General features: G+C 70.6%; 19 protein-coding genes. 11 read left to right on the top strand and 8 right to left on the bottom strand.

Going from position 1 to position 19,164, the window contains the following annotated elements:
• Positions 1–472: 472 nt before the first annotated feature.
• The 4 genes from ACFLIM_RS04325 to ACFLIM_RS04310 all read right to left on the bottom strand — a co-directional run bounded on the left by ACFLIM_RS04325 (position 473) and on the right by ACFLIM_RS04310 (position 5,144).
• Entirely contained in the window at positions 473–1,285 is an 813-nt protein-coding gene (locus tag ACFLIM_RS04325; RefSeq protein WP_393162096.1) for a DegV family protein, read from the bottom strand.
• 13 nt (positions 1,286–1,298) lie between these two features.
• Positions 1,299–2,507, bottom strand: coding sequence for an amidohydrolase family protein (locus ACFLIM_RS04320; RefSeq protein WP_379514971.1), 1,209 nt, complete (start codon positions 2,505–2,507; stop codon positions 1,299–1,301).
• Between the two features lie 447 nt (positions 2,508–2,954).
• The gene (gene hflX, locus ACFLIM_RS04315) at positions 2,955–4,367 is read right to left on the bottom strand and encodes a GTPase HflX (RefSeq protein ID WP_393162518.1); all 1,413 of its coding nucleotides are present in this window, start codon (positions 4,365–4,367) and stop codon (positions 2,955–2,957) included.
• Between the two features lie 84 nt (positions 4,368–4,451).
• Entirely contained in the window at positions 4,452–5,144 is a 693-nt protein-coding gene (locus tag ACFLIM_RS04310; RefSeq protein ID WP_393162094.1) for a DUF4097 family beta strand repeat-containing protein, read from the bottom strand.
• A gap of 152 nt (positions 5,145–5,296) precedes the next feature.
• On the opposite strand from ACFLIM_RS04310, the gene aceB reads away from it, so the two are divergent.
• The 5 genes from aceB to ACFLIM_RS04285 are packed head-to-tail and all read left to right on the top strand — an operon-like array spanning position 5,297 to position 11,513.
• Complete coding sequence (aceB, locus tag ACFLIM_RS04305) at positions 5,297–6,874, top strand: malate synthase A (protein ID WP_393162092.1); 1,578 nt, start codon at positions 5,297–5,299, stop codon at positions 6,872–6,874.
• 26 nt (positions 6,875–6,900) lie between these two features.
• Complete coding sequence (locus tag ACFLIM_RS04300; protein ID WP_393162516.1) at positions 6,901–8,337, top strand: FAD-linked oxidase C-terminal domain-containing protein; 1,437 nt, start codon at positions 6,901–6,903, stop codon at positions 8,335–8,337.
• On the top strand, positions 8,337–9,521 hold the full coding sequence (locus tag ACFLIM_RS04295; protein ID WP_393162090.1) for an FAD-binding oxidoreductase: 1,185 nt from the start codon (positions 8,337–8,339) through the stop codon (positions 9,519–9,521). The genes ACFLIM_RS04300 and ACFLIM_RS04295 overlap by 1 nt, the downstream gene beginning before the upstream one ends.
• 40 nt (positions 9,522–9,561) lie before the next feature.
• The gene (locus ACFLIM_RS04290) at positions 9,562–10,764 is read left to right on the top strand and encodes a (Fe-S)-binding protein (RefSeq protein ID WP_393162088.1); all 1,203 of its coding nucleotides are present in this window, start codon (positions 9,562–9,564) and stop codon (positions 10,762–10,764) included.
• A complete protein-coding gene (locus ACFLIM_RS04285) occupies positions 10,761–11,513 on the top strand; it encodes an IclR family transcriptional regulator (RefSeq protein ID WP_393162086.1) in 753 nt (250 codons plus the stop codon). The genes ACFLIM_RS04290 and ACFLIM_RS04285 overlap by 4 nt, the downstream gene beginning before the upstream one ends.
• On the opposite strand, the gene ACFLIM_RS04280 is transcribed toward ACFLIM_RS04285, so the two are convergent.
• Positions 11,488–12,228 carry a VOC family protein gene (locus tag ACFLIM_RS04280; RefSeq protein WP_393162084.1) on the bottom strand — a complete coding sequence of 247 codons (741 nt, stop codon included), beginning with the start codon at positions 12,226–12,228 and terminating at the stop codon, positions 11,488–11,490. The two genes, ACFLIM_RS04285 and ACFLIM_RS04280, sit on opposite strands and share 26 nt — an antisense overlap.
• A 45-nt stretch (positions 12,229–12,273) precedes the next feature.
• On the opposite strand from ACFLIM_RS04280, the gene ACFLIM_RS04275 reads away from it, so the two are divergent.
• The 3 genes from ACFLIM_RS04275 to ACFLIM_RS04265 are packed head-to-tail and all read left to right on the top strand — an operon-like array spanning position 12,274 to position 15,189.
• Positions 12,274–13,014 (top strand): IclR family transcriptional regulator, encoded by a 741-nt coding sequence (locus ACFLIM_RS04275; protein WP_393162082.1) that lies wholly within the window; start codon positions 12,274–12,276, stop codon positions 13,012–13,014.
• Between the two features lie 3 nt (positions 13,015–13,017).
• Positions 13,018–13,230, top strand: coding sequence for a DUF2277 domain-containing protein (locus tag ACFLIM_RS04270; protein ID WP_393162080.1), 213 nt, complete (start codon positions 13,018–13,020; stop codon positions 13,228–13,230).
• A 57-nt stretch (positions 13,231–13,287) separates the two neighbouring features.
• Positions 13,288–15,189 carry a hypothetical protein gene (locus ACFLIM_RS04265; protein ID WP_393162078.1) on the top strand — a complete coding sequence of 634 codons (1,902 nt, stop codon included), beginning with the start codon at positions 13,288–13,290 and terminating at the stop codon, positions 15,187–15,189.
• Here ACFLIM_RS04265 and ACFLIM_RS04260 read toward each other — a convergent pair.
• Complete coding sequence (locus ACFLIM_RS04260) at positions 15,173–15,592, bottom strand: hypothetical protein (protein ID WP_393162076.1); 420 nt, start codon at positions 15,590–15,592, stop codon at positions 15,173–15,175. The two genes, ACFLIM_RS04265 and ACFLIM_RS04260, sit on opposite strands and share 17 nt — an antisense overlap.
• A gap of 93 nt (positions 15,593–15,685) precedes the next feature.
• Here ACFLIM_RS04260 and ACFLIM_RS04255 point away from each other — a divergent pair, with 93 nt between their 5' ends.
• From ACFLIM_RS04255 to ACFLIM_RS04245, 3 genes are read left to right on the top strand one after another with little or no spacing between them, the layout of a single operon-like run.
• Positions 15,686–16,363: a response regulator transcription factor gene (locus tag ACFLIM_RS04255; protein WP_393162075.1), complete on the top strand. Its 678-nt coding sequence runs from the start codon at positions 15,686–15,688 to the stop codon at positions 16,361–16,363.
• Positions 16,360–17,643, top strand: a complete 1,284-nt coding sequence (locus ACFLIM_RS04250) for a sensor histidine kinase (protein ID WP_393162073.1) — start codon at positions 16,360–16,362, stop codon at positions 17,641–17,643. Before ACFLIM_RS04255 ends, ACFLIM_RS04250 begins: the two co-directional genes overlap by 4 nt.
• A gap of 46 nt (positions 17,644–17,689) precedes the next feature.
• Positions 17,690–18,040, top strand: coding sequence for a PepSY domain-containing protein (locus ACFLIM_RS04245; protein WP_393162071.1), 351 nt, complete (start codon positions 17,690–17,692; stop codon positions 18,038–18,040).
• A gap of 133 nt (positions 18,041–18,173) precedes the next feature.
• Here the strand turns inward: ACFLIM_RS04245 and ACFLIM_RS04240 are convergent, their stop codons facing one another.
• Positions 18,174–18,524, bottom strand: a complete 351-nt coding sequence (locus tag ACFLIM_RS04240; protein WP_393162514.1) for an endonuclease/exonuclease/phosphatase family protein — start codon at positions 18,522–18,524, stop codon at positions 18,174–18,176.
• Positions 18,470–19,138 carry an HNH endonuclease family protein gene (locus tag ACFLIM_RS04235; protein WP_393162070.1) on the bottom strand — a complete coding sequence of 223 codons (669 nt, stop codon included), beginning with the start codon at positions 19,136–19,138 and terminating at the stop codon, positions 18,470–18,472. The genes ACFLIM_RS04240 and ACFLIM_RS04235 overlap by 55 nt, the downstream gene beginning before the upstream one ends.
• Positions 19,139–19,164 lie beyond the last annotated feature (26 nt).

The raw sequence follows: 19,164 nt of genomic DNA, 5'->3' as shown, positions 1-19,164 counted from the left end.
GGCCCGGCCTACCTGGGTCGAGGGCAGGCGTCTGGGTGGCCAGGGCAGTGCGGAATGCCTGGAAGGAGGGAGGTATAGGGACGGGTCCGGCTCTTCGTTGAGGTCGTGTCGAGGCGTTGTCCTTGGTTCCGTCGTCGCATTCGCGTGGAGCGTCATCCAGGTCGGCCCGAAGGCCGATGGAATCCGCCACGTCTGCCCGGCGACCCGCTGTAACAGCCCCATCCAGCCCGTTGCTCGACCACGGCCAGGCCCGCCGAGCGAGAGGGCGGCGGGCAGGGGCGGTGATCGACCGTAGCCGGGACTCGGCTATGGTCCGCTCCGCCGTCGGGTCGGGGGTTCGCACGCCCGAGAATGTAGGCCCCTGCCCGCCGCTGTAAGGGCCCAGAGCCGCATTCTGTGGACAGAGCGGGCCGCGGGTGAAGGGGCTGTGGACAACGGAGCTCTGGAGGCCCCTGCGACAAGCGAAGCACGACTAGACGTCGCCGGAGGTGACCGTCAGGCCGAGCATGCCCGGGCCCACATGCACCCCGATCACCGCCCCGACCTCCACCACCTTCAGCTCCACCACCCCGGACACCCGTTTCAAGAGCCGTTCCGCCAGTGCCTCGGCCCGCTCCCGCGCCCCCAGGTGCTGGACCGCCACCTCCACCGGCCCGTCCCCCACCGCCCGCACCGCCAGGTCCTCCAGCCGGGCGATCGCGCGCGACGACGTGCGTACCTTCTCGAGCAGCGAGATGCGCCCGTCCACGAGGTGTAGCAGCGGCTTGATCATGAGGGCCGAGCCGACGAGGGAGGTCGCGGCGCCGATGCGGCCGCTGCGTCGCAGGTAGTCGAGGGTGTCGACGTAGAAGAACGTACGGGTGGCCGCTATGCGGCGGCGGACCGCCGACGTGACCGCCTCCAGAGAGGCCCCGCCGGCGGCGGCCCGTACGGCTGCCAGGACCGGATACCCGAGTCCCATGGCAATCGAACGGCTGTCGATCACCTCCACCGGTACGGGCGCGTCACGGGCGGCCACCAGGGCGGACTCCGCGGTGCCCGACAACTCGCGCGACACGTGGATCGAGACGATCCCCGTGGCCCCCTCGGCGGCCAGGGAGGAGTAGCAGGAGGCGAAACGGGCCGGTGCCGGGCGGGAGGTGGTGGCGGTGGCCAGGTCGCCCGTGAAGGAACCCTCGTCGTACGAGGTGCCACTGACGATCACCTGTACGGGCACCACCGTGGCCCCCGGAACGGCCGGTAAATACGCGGTTGAATCCGTGACCACGGCGACCAAGGGCGGCATGACCCGAGACTAACTACTGAACCGGCGTCCCGCCCCGCCACACCCGCCGCGGCTTGAGGCCGAAGGACCAGGCGAAGGCGCCCTCGTGGTCGGCGTCCCACTGCACGATGTCGGCCAGCCGCCCCGGGGCCAGCACGCCGCGGTCGGGCGCGCCCAGGACGGTGGCGCCGCCCAGGGTGGCCGCGCGGAGCGCGTCGTTGACGCTCATCCCGAACGCCGACACCGCCATGGCGATCACCAGGGACATCGAGGTGATGCCGCAGTAGCCGGGGTTGTGGTCGCTGCCGAGCGCGATCTGAACGCCGTGCTTGATCATCTGGCGGACCGGCGGCAGGTGGCCGCGCTGGAGGGCCGTGGCCGGGCAGACGACGGCCGGCACGCCGTACCGCGACATGATCGCGATGTCCTCGTCCGACATGTGGTGCAGCCCGTCGGCGGAGGCGCAGCCGAGCTCGGCGGCCAGCTGGACGGCGCCGCGGCGGCTGTAGAGGCCGGCGTGGATGCGCGGCAGCAGGCCGACGTTGCGGCCGGAGGCGAGGACCCAGCGGGACTCCTCGGTGGTGAAGTGGCCCTCGTCGCAGTAGACGTCGACGCTGTCGGCGCCCGCCGCGGCCGCGTCGGCGCACCAGGCGCCCACGGCCTCGACGTATTCGCGCTGGCGGCCGAAGTATTCGGGTGGCACCACCTGCGCCGCGAGGAAGGTGACGTGCACCCGCGGCATCATCGGCTCCTTCTCCAGCTCGCGCAGGAGCCGCACGTCGGCCAGCTCGCCGTCGCGGGTGAGGTGGTAGCCGGTCTTGGCCTCGACCGTGGTGGTGCCGCTGAGCAGCCAGCCGCGCAGCCGCTCGCGCACGCCGTTGCAGAGGGTCCACGGGTCGGTGCCACGGGTCACGGTGACGGTCGAGCCCACGCCGCCGCCCGCCGCGGTGATCGAGGCGGAGGTGGAACCGCCGGTGCGGATGGCCAGCTCGGCGTAGCGGTTGCCGGCGTAGACCGGGTGCGTGTGGGCGTCGATGAGGCCGGGCGTGACGAGCGCGCCGCCCAGGTTTTCGACGTGGTCGACGTCGACGATGTCGTCGACGACTCCTGGCACGCTCTGCGGCAGGTCGGGCGCCCGCCCGACCCACGCGATGCGGTCGTTGTGCACGAGGATGGCGGCGTTGCTGAGGACCTCGTTGCCGGTCCAGAGGCGGCCGATGTTGGTCAGGAGTCGAACGGTCACCGCATCACCACCCCGCATGATTCCCCACACGGGTGCAGCGCACAGCGCACGGCCTCTGCCGCGCCCACTGAGTCCGCTCCGGGTCCGGACGACATGGGGGGTCTCCTGCTCTCATCCGCGTCATGCTGTGCGGTGACCGTATCGCCGGAGGCATGATCCGGCGATTTCAGTTCAGTTACGTTATTTCACATGTCGGGCTGCTGTACAGGCTTATTCGGAAGAAAGACCATTGATCCCACCGGTCACCCAGCCCAACTTGTCCCCATTGGCCCCCGCTGACGACTTCGACACCAGCAGTCATCATCCGAAACCTAGAACCCGACCCCAAAACCCGAACCCAAAAACCAGAGCAACGTTAGGTCTGGCCATCCTAGCAATCCCAGGGTTCGGCGACCACTGCCGCTTTTGGGCAGCTCTGCGCGATTCGGCGAGCGCTGCCCAACCCGGCTAGGAGACGCGTTCGATCGGCTTGCCCACCCGCTCCAGCTCCTGGAACAGGCTGGGCAGCACGCGCGCGTGCAGGATCGTGCCCTCCTCGACGTGGTCCACCGAGAGCACCTCGCCCTCCTTGTGGGCCCGCGAGATCAGGTCACCCCGTTCGTACGCCACCAGCAGGTGGACCTCGTGATCCAGCCTGGGCAGCTCGCGCTCGATGAGCGCCATCAGCTCGGGAATGCCCTTGCCCGTCCGCGCGGACACGACGATGCTGTCGCGCTCACGCCTGGCGATCCGGTCGAGCACCTCCTGGTCGGCGGCGTCGGCCTTGTTGATCACCACGATCTCGCGGATGTCGGAGGCGCCGTCGATGTCGGCGAGCACCTCGCGTACCGCCGCGAGCTGACCCTCGGGGTCGGGGTGCGCGCCGTCGACCACGTGCAGGATCAGGTCGGCGTCGGCGACCTCCTCCAGCGTGGAGCGGAACGCCTCGACGAGCTGGTGCGGCAGGTGGCGGACGAAGCCGACGGTGTCGGCGATCGTGAACAGCCTGCCCTCCGGCGTTCGCGCACGGCGTACGGTCGGGTCGAGGGTGGCGAACAGCGCGTCCTCCACCAGCACCCCCGCGCCGGTGATGCGGTTGAGCAGCGAGGACTTGCCCGCGTTGGTGTAGCCGGCGATGGCCACGGCCGGGACCTCGCGCCGCTGGCGCTGGTAGCGCATCGTGTCGCGCGAGGTGGACATGCCGTGGATCTGGCGGCGCAGCTTGGACATGCGCTCGCGGATGCGCCGGCGGTCCAGCTCGATCTTGGTCTCACCGGGGCCGCGGCCGCCGATGCCGACGCCGCCCGCGGCGCGACCGCCGACCTGCCTGGACAGGTTGCCGCCCCAGCCGCGCAGGCGGGGCAGCAGGTAGGAGAGCTGGGCCAGCTCGACCTGGGCCTTGCCCTCGCGGCTCTTGGCGTGCTGGGCGAAGATGTCGAGGATCAGCGCGGTGCGGTCGATGACCTTGACCTTGACCGTCTCCTCGAGCTGGCGGAGCTGACCGGGGGTCAGCTCGCCGTCGCAGATCACGGTGTCGGCGCCGGTGGACTCGACCACGTCACGCAGCTCCAGAGCCTTGCCGGAGCCGATGTAAGTCGCCGGGTCGGGCTTCTGCCTGCGCTGGATCAGCCCGTCGAGCACCTGGGACCCGGCCGTCTCGGCCAGGAGCTTGAGCTCGAGCAGGGAATTTTCCGCCTCGTCGGCGTTGCCGGAGGTCCAGACGCCGACGAGGACGACCCGCTCGAGCCGCAGCTGCCGGTATTCGACCTCGGAGACGTCCTGGAGTTCGGTCGAGAGGCCCGCCACGCGGCGCAGCGCCTGGCGCTCCTCGAGGTCCATGTCGCCGGTCTCGAACTCGTCGAGCGCGGTGTATTCGTGCATTCGTGTCATCTCTATTAGGGAACGTCTGGACACCTCGGTGTCTTCCCATGATGGTGGCACGACACCCTCGGCGTCATCACCTGGTTATCCAGGCAACACGCTGACGTCGCCGGACCCCGAGGTCATCGAGATCTTGTGCGGGGAGGAACCCTCGTTCTTGACGGAGATCGTCGCGTCGCCGGACCCCACGTCGGTCTTCACGTCATAGGCCCCGTCGGGAACGTTGAGCACGACGTCCCCGGAACCGGCCTTCAGCTCGGCGCTGTCGGGCGCGGCCGTGTACTTCAGCTCGACGTTCCCCGACCCCGCCTCGGCGAACACCTTCTTGCCCGCCAGGCCCGTGGCGTCCACGTCGCCGGAGCCGACGTGCACGTCGACCTGCCCGGTCAGGGCCCTGAGCGTGATGTTGCCGGAGCCGCTGTCGAGGTCGACGGGCAGCCCCTTGGGGACCTCGATCTTGTAGTCGACGCTGCAGCTGCCCCAGCTCGACGGGCAGTCGTAGGTGACGAACAGCACGTCGCCATCCACCTTGTGCTCCGCCGCGGGCTTCTCGTCGCCGCGCCAGCGGAGGGTCTCGACGACGCGTACGGCGCTCCCGTCGGTCTCCGTGACCACGGTGTCGCCGGAGCCGCTCTTGAGCTGCAGCTTGGCGACCTTGTCCGTCACCTGGTACGAGGCCGTGTCCTGGTTCGTGGGGCCGCCGATGCTCGCGAGCCCGCATCCCGTCAGCAGTAGTGCGGAGGCCAGCAGCCCGCCCGTGATCGCCATCGTCTTCATGTGGTGAATCCTTTCCCGGCGTGGCCTCCGCCGCATCGGGGATGCCCCGGGGACACGCCCCAGGGGAACCCCAGCTTTGACCCGGGGACCCCTACGGAGTAATTTCAGTTCCACAATCCAGAAGCGGTTTTCCACATTGCGGAAGAGGTTCCATGGAGATCACCGGCCCGATGCTCGACCGGTTCGACGAGATCCTCACGCCGGAGGCGCTCGCATTCGTGGCGGCTCTCCAGCGGGAGTTCGGCGCCAGGCGGCTGGAGCTGCTGGCGGCCCGCCAGGCGCGGCAGGTGGAGCTGTCGGCGGGCGGCACGCTCGACTTCCTGCCGGAGACCAAGCAGATCAGGGAGGCCGACTGGCAGGTCGCGCCCCCGGCGCCGGGCCTGGAGGACCGGCGGGTCGAGATCACCGGCCCCGTCGACAAGAAGATGACCATCAACGCGCTCAACTCCGGCGCCAAGGTGTGGCTGGCCGACTTCGAGGACGCCAACTCGCCGCTCTGGGAAAACTGCGTGAGCGGGCACGTCAACCTGCGCGACGCGCTCGACCGTACGATCGACTTCGAGAGCGGTGGGAAGGCGTACGCGCTCAAGCCCGACGCCGAGCTGGCCACGGTCGTGGTGCGGCCGCGCGGCTGGCACCTGGACGAGAAGCACGCCGAGGTGGACGGGCAGCCGGTGTCTGGCTCGCTGTTCGACTTCGGGCTCTACTTCTTCCACTGCGCCCAGCGGCAGATCGACAAGGGCAAGGGCCCCTACTTCTACCTGCCCAAGATCGAGTCCCACCTGGAGGCGCGGCTTTGGAACGACGTGTTCACCAGGGCGCAGGAGCTGCTCGGCGTCCCGCACGGCACGATCAGGGCGACCGTGCTCATCGAGACGTACCCGGCGGCGTTCGAGATGGAGGAGATCCTGTACGAGCTGCGCGACCACTCGGCCGGGCTCAACGCGGGCCGCTGGGACTACCTGTTCAGCGTGATCAAGAAGTTCCGGACCAGGGGCCGCGAGTTCCTGCTGCCCGAGCGGAACGCGGTGACGATGACGGCCCCGTTCATGCGCGCGTACACCGAGTTGCTGGTGCGCACGTGTCACAAGCGCGGCGCGCACGCCATCGGCGGGATGGCGGCGTTCATCCCCTCGCGGCGCGACCCCGAGGTGAACGCCGTGGCGCTGGAGAAGGTGCGGGCGGACAAGACGCGCGAGTCGGGCGACGGGTTCGACGGGTCGTGGGTGGCGCACCCCGACCTGGTGCCGATCTGCCGCGAGGTGTTCGACGGCGTGCTGGGCTCGCGGCCCAACCAGCTCGACCGGCTGCGCCCGGACGTCAGCGTGACCGCGGCCGAGCTGCTGGCCGTGTCCGAGACGCCCGGCGAGATCACCGAGACCGGGCTGCGTAACAACGTGGACGTGGCGCTGCGCTACCTGGCCGCCTGGATGGGCGGGCTCGGGGCGGTGGCCATCCACAACCTCATGGAGGACGCCGCCACGGCCGAGATCTCGCGCTCGCAGATCTGGCAGTGGATCCACAACGACATCACGCTCGCCGACACCGGCGCGCAGGTGACGAAGGAGCTCGTCGAACGGATCATCTCGGAGGAGCTCGACAAGATCGCGGCGGAGCCGGGTTACGACGAGAAGCTGTTCGTCCAGGCCACCGCGCTGTTCAAGGAAGTGGCGCTGGACGACGACTTCGCCGAGTTCTTGACACTTCCCGCATATGCTCGAATGCCGTAGGACAAGTAGGTAAAGGGGGATCGGTGCTGGAAACGCTGACGGCGGGCCTGCGCTCGCTGCTGCCCCACGACTCGGTGATCACCGATCCGGTACGCCTGCGCACGTACGAGTGCGACGGCCTCACCTACCACCGGGCGACCCCCGGCGTGGTCGTGCTGCCGGACACGGCCGAGCAGGTCGCCCGCGTGGTCCGCCTCTGCAACGACTTCGGCGTGCCCTTCGTCGCCAGGGGCGCGGGCACCGGCCTGTCGGGCGGCGCGCTCCCCCGCGAGGACGGCGTGCTCATCGTCACCTCCAAGATGCGCCGGATCCTGGAGATCGACCTCGGCAACCGCAGAGCCGTCGTCGAGCCCGGCGTCACGAACCTGGCCATCACCGAGGCCGTGCGCGACCGCGGCTACTACTACGCCCCCGACCCCTCCAGCCAGCAGGTCTGCTCCATCGGCGGCAACGTCGCGGAGAACTCCGGCGGCGCCCACTGCCTCAAATACGGATTCACCGTCAACCACGTCGAAGCCTGCGAGATCGTCACCCCGGACGGCGACCTGGTCACGCTCGACCGCATGGACCCGGGCTACGACCTCCTGGGGGCCTTCATCGGCTCGGAGGGCACGCTGGGCATCGCCACCAAGATCACGGTACGCCTCTGCCGCACGCCCGAGTCCGTGACCACGGTGCTGGCCGCGTTCGAGAGCATCGAGCAGGGCGGGCAGGCCGTCTCGGCGATCATCGGGGCGGGCATCGTGCCGGCCGCGATCGAGATGATGGACGCGCTGGCCATCGAGGCGGCGGAGGCCGCGGTGGCCTGTGCCTACCCCGAGGGCGCCGGAGCCGTGCTGATCGTGGAGCTGGACGGGCCGGCCGCCGAGGTGGAGTGGCAGTTCGCGCAGCTCAGGGAGATCTGCTCGGGGGCGTTCGAGCTGCGGGTGGCGGCCGACGCGGCCGAGCGGGCGGCGATCTGGAAGGGGCGCAAGTCGGCGTTCGCGGCCGTCGGGCGCATCAGCCCGGCCTACATCGTGCAGGACGGCGTGGTCCCGCGTACGGCGCTGCCCGGGGTGCTGGCCGCCATCGACCGGCTCTCGCAGGAGCACGGGATCAAGGTCGCGAACGTCTTCCACGCCGGTGACGGCAACCTGCATCCGCTGGTGTTGTTCGACGACGCGGAGCCGGGGGCGGGCGAGCGGGCCGAGGTGGTCTCCGGGGCGATCCTGGACCTGTGCATCGAACACGGCGGCTCGATCACCGGTGAGCACGGGGTCGGGGTGGACAAATCACGCTATATGCCGAGGATGTTCAGCGAGGACGACCTGGACACCATGCAGCTCGTACGGTGCGCGTTCGACCCCCAAGGGCTGTCGAACCCGGGCAAGGTGTTCCCCACGCCGCGGCTGTGCGGCGAGGTGCCCGGGATGCGCAAGGGCGTGCATCCACTGGTGGAGTCCGGGAAGGCGGAGCAGTTCTGATGCTGGCCGACAGCGGCGTGACCATCAGGCAGGCGGACGCGGATGACGCCGTCAACGGCGTGCGCCCCCGCTGGGTGGCCCTGCCCGAGACGGTCGAGGAGGTCTCGGCCGTGCTGCGCGCCTGCGACGAACGGGACCTGGCGGTGGTGCCCGCGGGCGGCGGCACGAAGCTGCACTGGGGCAGCCCGCCCGAGCGGTGCGACGTGCTGCTCGACATGTGCTGCATGAATTCCCTGCTGGAACACGCCGCCGGCGACCTCGTGGTGCGCACGCAGGCCGGGCTGACCATGGACGCCCTGGCCGCCGCTCTCGCGGAGAAGGGCCAGGAGCTGGCGCTCGACCCGCCGTTCACGGAGCTGACGACGGTCGGCGGCACGCTCGCCACCGCGACGGCGGGCCCGCGCTCGTTCCGGTACGGCACCGCGCGCGACCTGCTCATCGGCATCACCGTCGTGCTCCCCGACGGCACGATTGCGAAATCCGGCGGCAAAGTGGTGAAGAACGTCGCGGGCTACGACCTCGGCAAGCTCTTCACCGGCTCCCAGGGCACGCTCGGCGTCATCGCGGAGGCGACCTTCCGCCTGCACCCGCTGCCCGCCGACCGCCGCTGGGTCACGGCCGAGCTCGATCGTGCCGAGCTGCCGCCGGTCGCCGCGGCGCTGGCCGCCTCGCAGGCCGAGCCGAGCGCGGTCGAGGTGGACTGGCCGGATCCCGGCGGACCGATTGGCCTGGCCGCGCTGGTGGAGGGCACGGCGGCCGAGACACGGGCCCTGGCGCTGCTCGAACTGGTCGGCAAGGGCTCCGTGACCGAGCAGCGGCCGCCCTGGTGGGGGCTGATCCAGCGGGACGAGGTGCTGGTGGAGGTGCGGTTCCCGGCGGCGGCGCTGCGGGCCGTGCTCGACGCGGCGGCCGAGACGGGGCTTTCCCTGCGCGGCTCGGCGGTGTCCGGGCGGGTGCTGCTGGAGTCGTGGCATCCGATCGGCGAACGCGAGCTGGCCGCCGCGGTGTCCGGGTTGCGGGAGAAAGTGGAGGCGGCCGGTGGGCGGGTGAGCGTGCTGTCCACGCCGTACGAGAGCGTCGACCGGTGGGGGCAGGTGAGCGGGCTGCCGTTGATGCGGCGGGTCAAGGAACGGTTCGATCCCGGGCGCAGGATGTCTCCCGGACGGTTCGTGGGAGGGATCTGACGTGTCATCTACGGATGGGGTTTCCAGGGAGGGGCCTGGCATGGACCCGAAGCTGATCAACGACTGCGTGCACTGCGGGTTCTGCCTGCCGACATGTCCGACTTATGCGTTGTGGGGCGAGGAAATGGACTCGCCGCGCGGGCGGATCCACCTCATGAAGCAGCACGTCGAGGGCACGCCGATCACCCCGGAAATGGCGGGACATTTCGATGCCTGTCTTGGTTGCATGGCGTGTGTCACGGCTTGTCCGTCGGGGGTGCAGTACGACCGGCTGATCGAGCAGACCAGGGTGGTGGTCGAGCGGGAGCACGTACGCGAGCCGCGGGAGCGGGCCGTGCGCGGGATCGTGTTCAGCCTGTTCCCCTACCCGCGCAGGCTGCGGCTGCTGCGGCCGACGATGTGGTTGTCCGCGCGGATGGCGCCGTTCCTCACCCGGGTCAATCCGAGCCTCGGCGCCATGGCCGCGCTCGCGCCGCGGGTGCAGCACCGGCAGCGGATGCCGCGCGTGGTCAGGGCCAGAGGGGAGCGCAGGGCCGTGGTGGGGATGCTCACCGGGTGCGTGCAGGGAGAGTTCTTCCCGCAGGTCAACGCGGCCACCGCGCGGGTGCTCGCGCTGGAGGGCTGCGACGTGGTGATCGCGCGCGGCCAGGGCTGCTGCGGGGCGCTCAGCGTGCACTCCGGGCTCCAGGACCAGGCCAGGCGGCTGGCGCGCCGGACGGTCCGGGCGTTCGAGCGGGCCGGAGTGGACACCGTCGTGGTGAACGCGGCCGGTTGCGGCTCGACCATGAAGGAGTACGGCGAGCTGCTCGGCAGCGAGCCCGGGTTCAGGGTCGTCGACCTGTCGGAATATCTGGCCGAGCTGGGGCCCGTGGCCAAGCGGCACCCGCTGCCGCTCACCGTCGCCTACCACGACGCCTGCCACCTGGCCCACGCCCAAGGGATCCGCTCCCAGCCGCGCGAGCTGCTGAGCGGCATCCCCGAGCTGGAGCTGCGCGAGATCCCCGAGTCGGCGATCTGTTGCGGCTCGGCGGGCACGTACAACATCCTGCAGCCCGAGGCCGCCCGCGACCTCGGCGACAGGAAGGCCGCGGCGGTCGGCACGACCGGCGCCGAGCTGCTGGTCTCCGCCAACCCCGGGTGCACCATGCAGATCGCCTCGGCCATGCGGCGCGCGGGAGCGGAGATCAGGGTGGCGCACACGGCCGAGGTCCTCGACGCCTCGCTGCGCGGGGTCTCCCTATGAGTGTGCAGTCGGTCGAGCGGGCGCTCGACGTGCTGGAGGCCCTGGCCGAGCACGGGGGCGAGGCGGGCCTGTCGGAGATCGCCGCCAGGACCGGCCTCCCGTACGGGACCATCCACCGGCTGCTGCAGACCCTGCTCGCCCGCGGCTACGTGCGCCAGGAATCCGACCGCCGCTATGCCCTGGGCGGCGGGCTCGTGCGCCTGGGCGGCATCGCCGAGAGCATGGTGGGCGTGTGGGCGCAGCCGTACCTCACCAAGATGGTCGAGCTGTCCGGCGAGACCGCGAACCTGGCCGTGCTCGAAGGCGACTTCATCGTCTACGTGGCGCAGGTGCCGTCGCCGCGCAGGCTGCGCATGTTCGCCGAGGTCGGCCGGCGGGTGTTGCCGCACAGCACGGCCGTGGGCAAGGTGCTGCTAGCCGGGCGGGCCGCCGCGAACGCGGTCGCGGTGTTCGAGCGGACGGGCATGCCGAGGCGCACCCCGAACACGATCATCGACCTGACCGCCATGCTCGCCGAGCTCGACCTGGTCAAGACCCGCGGCTATGCCATGGACCTGGGCGAGGAGGAGCTCGGCGTGCACTGCCTGGCCGTGCCCGTGTGGGACGGCGACCGGGTGGTGGCCGCGATGTCAGTGTCGGGGCCCGCCGAGCGGATCGCCGCGCTGGACCGCGACGACCTGGCGGAGGGCATGCGTAAGATCGCACTCGACTTCGGCAACGAGCTCAACCCCGTGGCTGACGCAAGCTGAAGAATCCGCCGCCTCCCGGGTGGTTGACGACCGCGATGCGGCCGTAGGGCGACTCGAACGGCGGCACCGGCACCTCGCCGCCCAGCTCGGCCACCTTCGCGGCGGCGGCGTCGAGGTCGGCCACGTCGAAGTAGACCATCCAGTGCGGCGGCACGCCTTCCCAGTGCTCGTCCATCTGCAGCCGCCCGCAGACGGGCTCGCCGCCCGCGTTGTAGACGGTGTAGTCGATGCCGCCAAGCACCGGCTCCGTTTCGTACGGGAACACCGCGCCGTAGAACGCGTCCGCCCCCTTGCCGTCGGGGGTGTTGACCTCGGCCCAGCTCATCGCCCCCGGCTCGGCCTGCACGCCCGCCCCGATGAACTCGGGCGTCGGCTGGTAGATCGCGAACTTCGCCCCGAACGGATCCCTCGCCAGCGCGTAGCTCGCCACCGGCCCCTCGATCAGCTTGCCGCCCGCCGCGTCGAGCCTGGCGATGGTCGCCGACAGGTCGGAGGTCGACAGGTAGACCGTCCACGCGGCCGGGTCGTCGGCCTGCGGGTCGGGCGTGATGGCGGCCACGGGACGGCCGCCGACGTGGCAGATCGTCCACCCGCCCTGGTCACGGCACTCCCAGCCCAGCAGCTCGGCGTAGAAGCGCTCCGCGGCGACGGCGTCTCTGGTGAGGAGCTGCGCCCAGCAGGGCGCGCCGTCGGCGTAACTGGTTTTCTGTACCATGCCGCGAGCCTGCCACACGGCTCCGACAAAGTATTCTGTTGCGCTATGAGCAACACTACGACGGTTCAGTCGGTCGATCGGGCCATCGCGATCCTGGAGATCCTCGCCCGCGAGGGCGCCACCCGCGTCACCGACCTCGCGGTGGAGCTCGACGTGCACAAGTCCACGGCGTTCCGGCTGCTGGCGGCACTGGAGCAGGGCGGGCTGGTGGAGCAGAGCGGCGACCGGGGGCGCTACCGGCTCGGATTCGGCGTCGTACGGCTGGCGGGCGCCGCCACGGCCCAGCTGGACCTGTCGCGGGAGAGCCGGCCGGTGTGCCTGCGTCTGGCGCAGGCGGTCGGCGAGACCGTCAACATCGCGGTGCCGCAGGACGGCGACACGGTCAACATCAGCCAGGTACGCGGCCCCGCGGCGATCAGCGGCCACAACTGGGTCGGGCAGCGCACCCCCTCCCACGCCACGTCCAGCGGGAAGGTGCTGCTGGCCTTCGGCGCCCTGCGGCTGCCCGCCGGGCTGGAGCGTTACACGCCGCGGACGATCACCTCGGAGGCCGGGCTGGAGCTCGGCGAGATCAGGGAGCGCGGCTGGGCCGCCACCGTGGAGGAGCTGGAGGTGGGCCTGAACGCGGTGGCGGCGCCGATCAGGGGCAGCGACGGCTCGGTGGTGGCCGCGGTCAGCGCCTCGGGGCCGTCCTACCGGCTGACGCCGGACCGGCTGCCGGAGGTGGGCGAGCTGCTCGTCGAGGGCGCCCGGGAGATAAGCCAGCGAATCGGCTATTACCGTTAGGGCATGTGTCGAAGCATCAAGACCCTGCGGCCCCCGTTCACCGAGAATGTGACCGACGAGGACGTGCGAGCGGCCGCGTTGCAGTACGTCAGGAAGATCTCCGGCTTCCGCGCCCCGGCCGCGCACAACGCTGAGGCGTTCGATCGGGCGGTCGAGACGATCGCGAAGGCATCGGAGGAGTTGCTGGGGGCGCTCCAAGTTCGCGGAGCTCGTTGACAGCCACTCGCGGCGGGAGAAGTGTTCCCTCGTAGAAGCCCAAGCGAGGGAGCTCCCATGATCAGCGGGCTGTACCAGGGACAGGACGGCGACTCGCGGCTGGCGCTCCGGGTCGACGTCGACGGGGCCAGGCCCACCGGGCGGGTGAGCGGCGACCTGTTCACCGTGGCGGGCGCGACGACGTCCTACGTCGGCTCGTTCGTGGTGAACGCCCCATCCGTGCGGGCCGAGCGGATCCAGGGGCGGGGGGTCTTCACGTTCGACACCGCGGTGAAGGACGTGAGCGTCACGATCATCGACGGGTCGGGGACCGCCGCGGTGGCCGGGCGTACTTATCAGGTGGCCTTCGCCTCGCCGTACTTCCGCAGCGTGCTGCTGGAGCAGGACTCCGTGACGGGGACCGTGCCGTTCGTGTCGTACCAGACCGGTACGCTGCCCGGGCCGAGCGGCTCGCCGGCGAGGGAGCTGAGCGTGAGCGCGGCCTACGCGGAGGCGGGCATCGAGCTGACCCTGGCGCAGCCGGGCGTGATCCCGGTCGACGGGTCGGGCGCGGACCTGGCGTGGGACGACGCCGAGTTGCACCACGCGATGACGCAGCAGTTCAGCGCGTTCGGCGACGCGCCCGCGTGGCGGGTGTGGCTGCTGGTGGCCAGCAAGCACGTGGGCGGCTACCGGGGGATCATGTTCGACTACAACGACGCGCACCAGCGGCAGGGGTCCGCGGTGTTCTACGACGCGATCAAGGGGGCGACGCCGCAGGCGCAACGGGCGCAATTACGGACTTATGTCCATGAGTTAGGGCACGCCTTCAACCTCCTGCATTCGTGGCAGAAGAACCTCGCCACTCCACCTCAACCGCTGGGCCCTGACGGGGGCTTCGGTGATCTGTCGTGGATGAATTATGTGCAGAACTACCGCCCCAACGGCGAGCCCGGCTACTGGGCCGCGTTCCCCTTCGAGTTCACCGATCCCGAGCTGGTGCACCTGCGCCACGGCTTCTACCGGGACGTGGCCATGGGGGCGAACGCGTTCGGCATCGGAGCCGCCGAAATAGCCCCCTTCGAGCAGCCGGTCGAGGACCGCTCGGGGCTGCGGCTGGAGTTGCGCGCCAAGGAGTCGTTCGAGCTCGGTGAGCCCGTCGTGGTCGAGCTCAAGCTGTCCTACGCGGGCGAGCCCCGCGCCACGCACGGCCACCTGCATCCCGACACGGAGTTCACCCAGGTGTCGATCACGCAGCCGGGCGGCAGAACCGTGCTCTACCGGCCGATGATGCGGCACTGCGTGGACACCTCGCCGGAGATCCGGCTGGACGCGGGCAACCCGGCGATGTACCGCAGCGCGTACATCGGGCACGGCCGCGACGGCCACTACTTCCAGCAGCCCGGCGAATACCATGTGCGCGCCCAGTACGTCGCCGCCGACGGCTCCCGCATCGTCTCCCCCGCCTGCCTGGTCAGGGTGCGGTTCCCGGTCACCCGCGACGACCACCAGGTGGCCGAGCTGATGCTGGGCGAGGAGCAGGGCAAACTGTTCTCGCTGCTGGGCTCCGACTCGCCGGCGCTGCGCTCGGGCAACCTGGCGCTGGACGAGGTGATCGACAGGTACGGCGACCACCCGCTGTCCGTCTACGCCCGGATGGTCAAGGGGTTGAACGCCGAGCGGGAGTTCAAGGCGCTGACGGCGGGCAAACGGCTGCGAGTCCGGCCGCCGGACCCCAAACAGGGCATCGAGCACCTCACCCGGGTCGCCCGCGCGGCCAGCATCGACAACATCACGCTCAACCTGGTGATGCGCCGCCTGGCCAGGGCCGAAGCGCGGCAGGGCGATCTGGGGCGGGCGAACGCGGTCATGGACGAGATGGTCGCCACGTTCGAGTCCAAGGGCGTGAACGCCGTCGTCATGGGACAGATCCGACGGCAGGCCGAGCTGACGAAGGCCGCGCTCAGTGCCGAAGCGTGACCGGCTGGCCGCCCGAGCAGATGATCTTGAGTTCGACCTCTTCGCCCTCGTCCGGCTCGAACTCGACCTTGGCCTCGCGGGCCGGCCCCGCCTCGACGCCGTCCACGGAATAGCCCTGGGCGGGGCTCCACGAGCGCAGCGTGACCTGGTCACCGTCGCAGGAGGCGATCACGGTGCCGCCCGCGCTGCGGATCAGCTTGCCCTGGGACGCCTGTGCGGGAGTGCCGGTCGGCGCGGCGACGGTGCGCGGGGTGGCCGTGGTGAGGGCGGCGCGGACCTCCGCAGGGCTGAGCACATGGCTGGAGCTGCCGGTGAGGCCGGTGCCGAGCAGCCCGAGCACCGCCACCGCCGCGCCGGTGGCGGCGACGGCGGTGACGGCCCAGGCCAGGACGAGTCTCTTCATCGCCTTCACCTTTCCCCAGGTACGGCTAAGGCCAGGTTAAGGCGACGCTAAGGCTGCCCAAGGCACGCTCATCGAGCGTCTACGTTCTTGTACATGGCCGACATCCTGCTCATCGAGGACGACGTGGCGATTCGCACGGCGCTCAGCCGTGGGCTGCGGGAGCTGGGGCACGCCGTCTCCTCCTCGCCGACGGCGCTGGACGGGCTGCGGCTGGCCGTACAGGATCGTCCTGATCTGATCGTGCTCGATCTGGGGTTGCCCGACCTCGACGGGGTGGAGCTGCTGCGGATGTTGCGGGCGGTCAGCCGGGTGCCGGTGATCGTGGCGACCGCCCGCGACGGAGACGCCGAGATGGTGCCGGTGCTGGACGCGGGGGCCGACGACTACGTGGTCAAGCCGTACAGCGCGGCGCAGCTCGACGCGCGGGTCAGGGCGGTGTTGCGGCGGGCGGGCGGGTCGGCGCCTGAGCCGCTGGCGGTGGGTTCGCTGCGGGTGGACCCGCGGGCGCGCACCGCCACGCTCGACGGGACGGCGCTGGATCTGACGCCGCGGGAGTTCGACGTGCTGCACTATCTCGCCGCGCGGCCCGGTGAGGTGGTCACCAAGCGGGAGCTGCTGACGGAGGTGTGGCAGTTGCCGTACGGCGGGGCGGACAAGACCGTGGACGTGCACCTGTCGTGGCTGCGCAGGAAGCTGGGCGAGACGGCGTCGGAGCCCCGCTACCTGCACACGGTGCGCGGCGTCGGCGTCAAGCTGGTCGAGCCGTCGTGAGGCGGTGGTTGGCGCTGCTGGTGGCGGCGACGACGTCGCTCGTGCTGATCGCGTTGCTGGTGCCGATGGCGCTGCTGATCCGCGCCGTGGCCGAGAACGGCGCCATGAGCCGGGCCACGGCCGCCGCCGAGTCCGTCGCGCTCGCGGTGGGCACGCCCGACCTCGCGCTGGCCGTGGAGCAGGTGTCGCGTCCTGTGACGGTGTTCCTGCCCGACGGCCGTACGGTGGGCGCGGCCGCCACCCGTACCGACGCCGTACGCCTGGCCGCGACGGGACGCAGCGTGACCGCCTCCGCCACCGGGGGCAGGGAGGTGCTCGTCTCGGCGCAGTCGCCCGGGGGCACGGCCGTGATCAGGGTGTTCGTGCCGGACACCGAGCTGATGAGGGGCGTGCGGGAGGCGTGGCTGGCGCTGCTCCTGCTCGGCCTCGCGCTCGTGGTGCTGGGGATCGTGCTGGCCGACCGGCTGGCGCTGGCCGTGACGCGGCCGGTGGACGGGCTCGCCCGGGTCTCGCACCGGCTCGCTGGCGGCGATCTGACGGCTCGGGCGGAGCTCGGCGGGCCTCCCGAGGTGCGTTCCGTGGCGCTGGCGCTCAACCAGCTCGCGGGGCGGATCGACGAACTGCTGGTGGCGGAGCGGGAGTCGGTGGCGGACCTGTCGCACCGGCTGCGTACCCCGTTGACGGGCCTCAGGCTGGACGCGGAGTCGCTGCGCGACCCGGAGGAGGCGGCGCGGGTGCAGGCCAGGGTGGACGCGCTGGAGCGGGCGGTGAGCGCGGTCATCACGGAGGCGCGGCGCCGCTCGGCCGGGCGCGACTCCTGCGACGCGGCGGTGGTGGTGCGGGAGCGGGTGCGGTTCTGGTCGGTGCTGGCCGAGGACCAGGGGCGCGAGTTGACGATCTCCCTGCCCGCCGCCCCGCTGCCGGTCGCGGTGGGCGCCGAGGAGCTGGCGGCCTGCGTGGACGCACTGCTCGGCAACGTCTTCGCGCACACCCCCGAAGGGTCCGCCATGTCCGTACGGTTGGCGCCCCATCCTTCGGGCGCCCTGCTGGCGGTCGAGGACTCGGGACCCGGGTTCGATCCGGCGCTGCTGGAACGGGGCAACAGCGGCGGCGGCTCGACGGGGCTCGGCCTCGACATCGCCCGCCGCACCGCCGAATCATGCGGCGGCCACCTGACCGTCTCCACGCCTTCTGGGGGCGGCGCGTGCGTAGAGGTGCTCTTGACGACGCGACCCATGCGTGATCGGTCGTTCACGCTTGGTGGCGGCGGGAGCCATTAACCATGGCTTAGCGCGCGGTTATCGATGATCGCGATTTCGTGGAGACATGCGGATCACGAAGAAGTTCATCGTTGCAGGTGCCGGGGTCGTCGCGCTGGTCGCGGGCGGGGGCGCCGCCTTCGCCGCCACCACCTCCGCCGCCGCGCCGAAGGTCACGGCGGAGGGGGCCATGGAGATCGCGCACAAGGCGGTGCCGGGGGCCTGGGTCAGCGAGGTCGACTACGACCGCCGGGGCACGCGGCCGGACGTGTGGGAGATCGAGCTGGTCAAGGGCTCGCAGCGGCACGAGGTGGACGTGGACGCGTCCTCGGGCAAGGTCACCAAGCAGGAGACGAAGCGGGCGGACCGGGACGACGACCACGGGCACGACGACCACGACGACCACGACGACGACTGATCCCCCTGTGCCGGCCCGCCGATCACGACGGCGGGCCGGCGTTCCTATGCGACCTCGAACGTCTGGCCATCCACGGGAAACGCGATGTTGGGCCGCGACGATCCGGTGACCTCGTCGCCGAGATGGGTGGCGATCAGCGGGTCATTCTCATGACGATCGGTCTGTGGTCGGAGAGGGTGCTTGAGAGTACGGAGCCGCTCGTGGTGGTGACTCCTCTCGTGTACACGTAGTCGATGCGGGCGTCGCCGAGGGTCGGCTGGTTGGCGTACCTGGCGCCGGTGTCCGCCCAGCCCGCGCTCACGAACCGCTTCGACAGCGCGTCGGTGGGCAGGGCGTTGAAGTCGCCGGTGAGGATCAGCTGGGATCTGGAGCCGAAGTAGTTGAGGATCTTGTTCGCCTGAGCCTCGCGGCTGACCGCGCGTATAGCCGTCAGCAGCCGTCCAGGATGGTCTCCATGGCGTCCTTCTCCGCCGAGGTGAGCCAGACCTCGTACTTCGCCTTCACGTCGATCTGCCTGGCGATGTAGGCGCAGCGGTACTGCTTGCGGGGCGGGAGCCAGGTGGCGGCGTCGGAGTCGCTCTTCTGGCCGTTCAGGGGGCCGTCCACCGCCATGAGGTTCAGCGGGTCGTTGGCGAACTCCTTGCGCTTGGTCGCCGACCACTGCTGCGCGCCCTTCTGCCAGGCGTCCGACAGCGGTATCAGGTGGTCGATCTGGACCTCCGTGCTGGTGTCCTGGCCGCGCTTGAAGCTGATCGTCTTGCCGCTGTACGGGTCGTCGAGCGTGCCGCTCAGCACGATGCAGTCGTGGGTGCCCGCCTTGAACTTCTCGTTCTCCAGGTCGCGCTTGAGTATGTCGTTACGGGTGTCGCAGCCGTTGTGGTCCACGTCGGACCAGGCTGGGCCGAACTCGTCGCGGTCGAAGCCGGTCTTGGGGGCGCGGCCCTTGACCGCTAACTTGGCCAGCTTCTGGCGGGCCTCCGTCACCGAGGCCGAGTCGGGCTTGGCGGTCTCGGGGCTCGTGGACTGCGCCTCCAAACCGCCACAGCCGGTCAATACCGCCATCGTCGCCAAACCGGCCATGAACGTCCGAACTCGCACCCGTACCCCCAGACTCCGATTTTTCC

It is taken from the genome of Nonomuraea marmarensis (assembly GCF_043197025.1).
Taxonomy (GTDB): Bacteria; Actinomycetota; Actinomycetes; order Streptosporangiales; family Streptosporangiaceae; genus Nonomuraea; species Nonomuraea marmarensis.
Note: the sequence above shows the minus strand (reverse complement) of the source record. Positions and strands in the feature narration are given on the sequence as shown.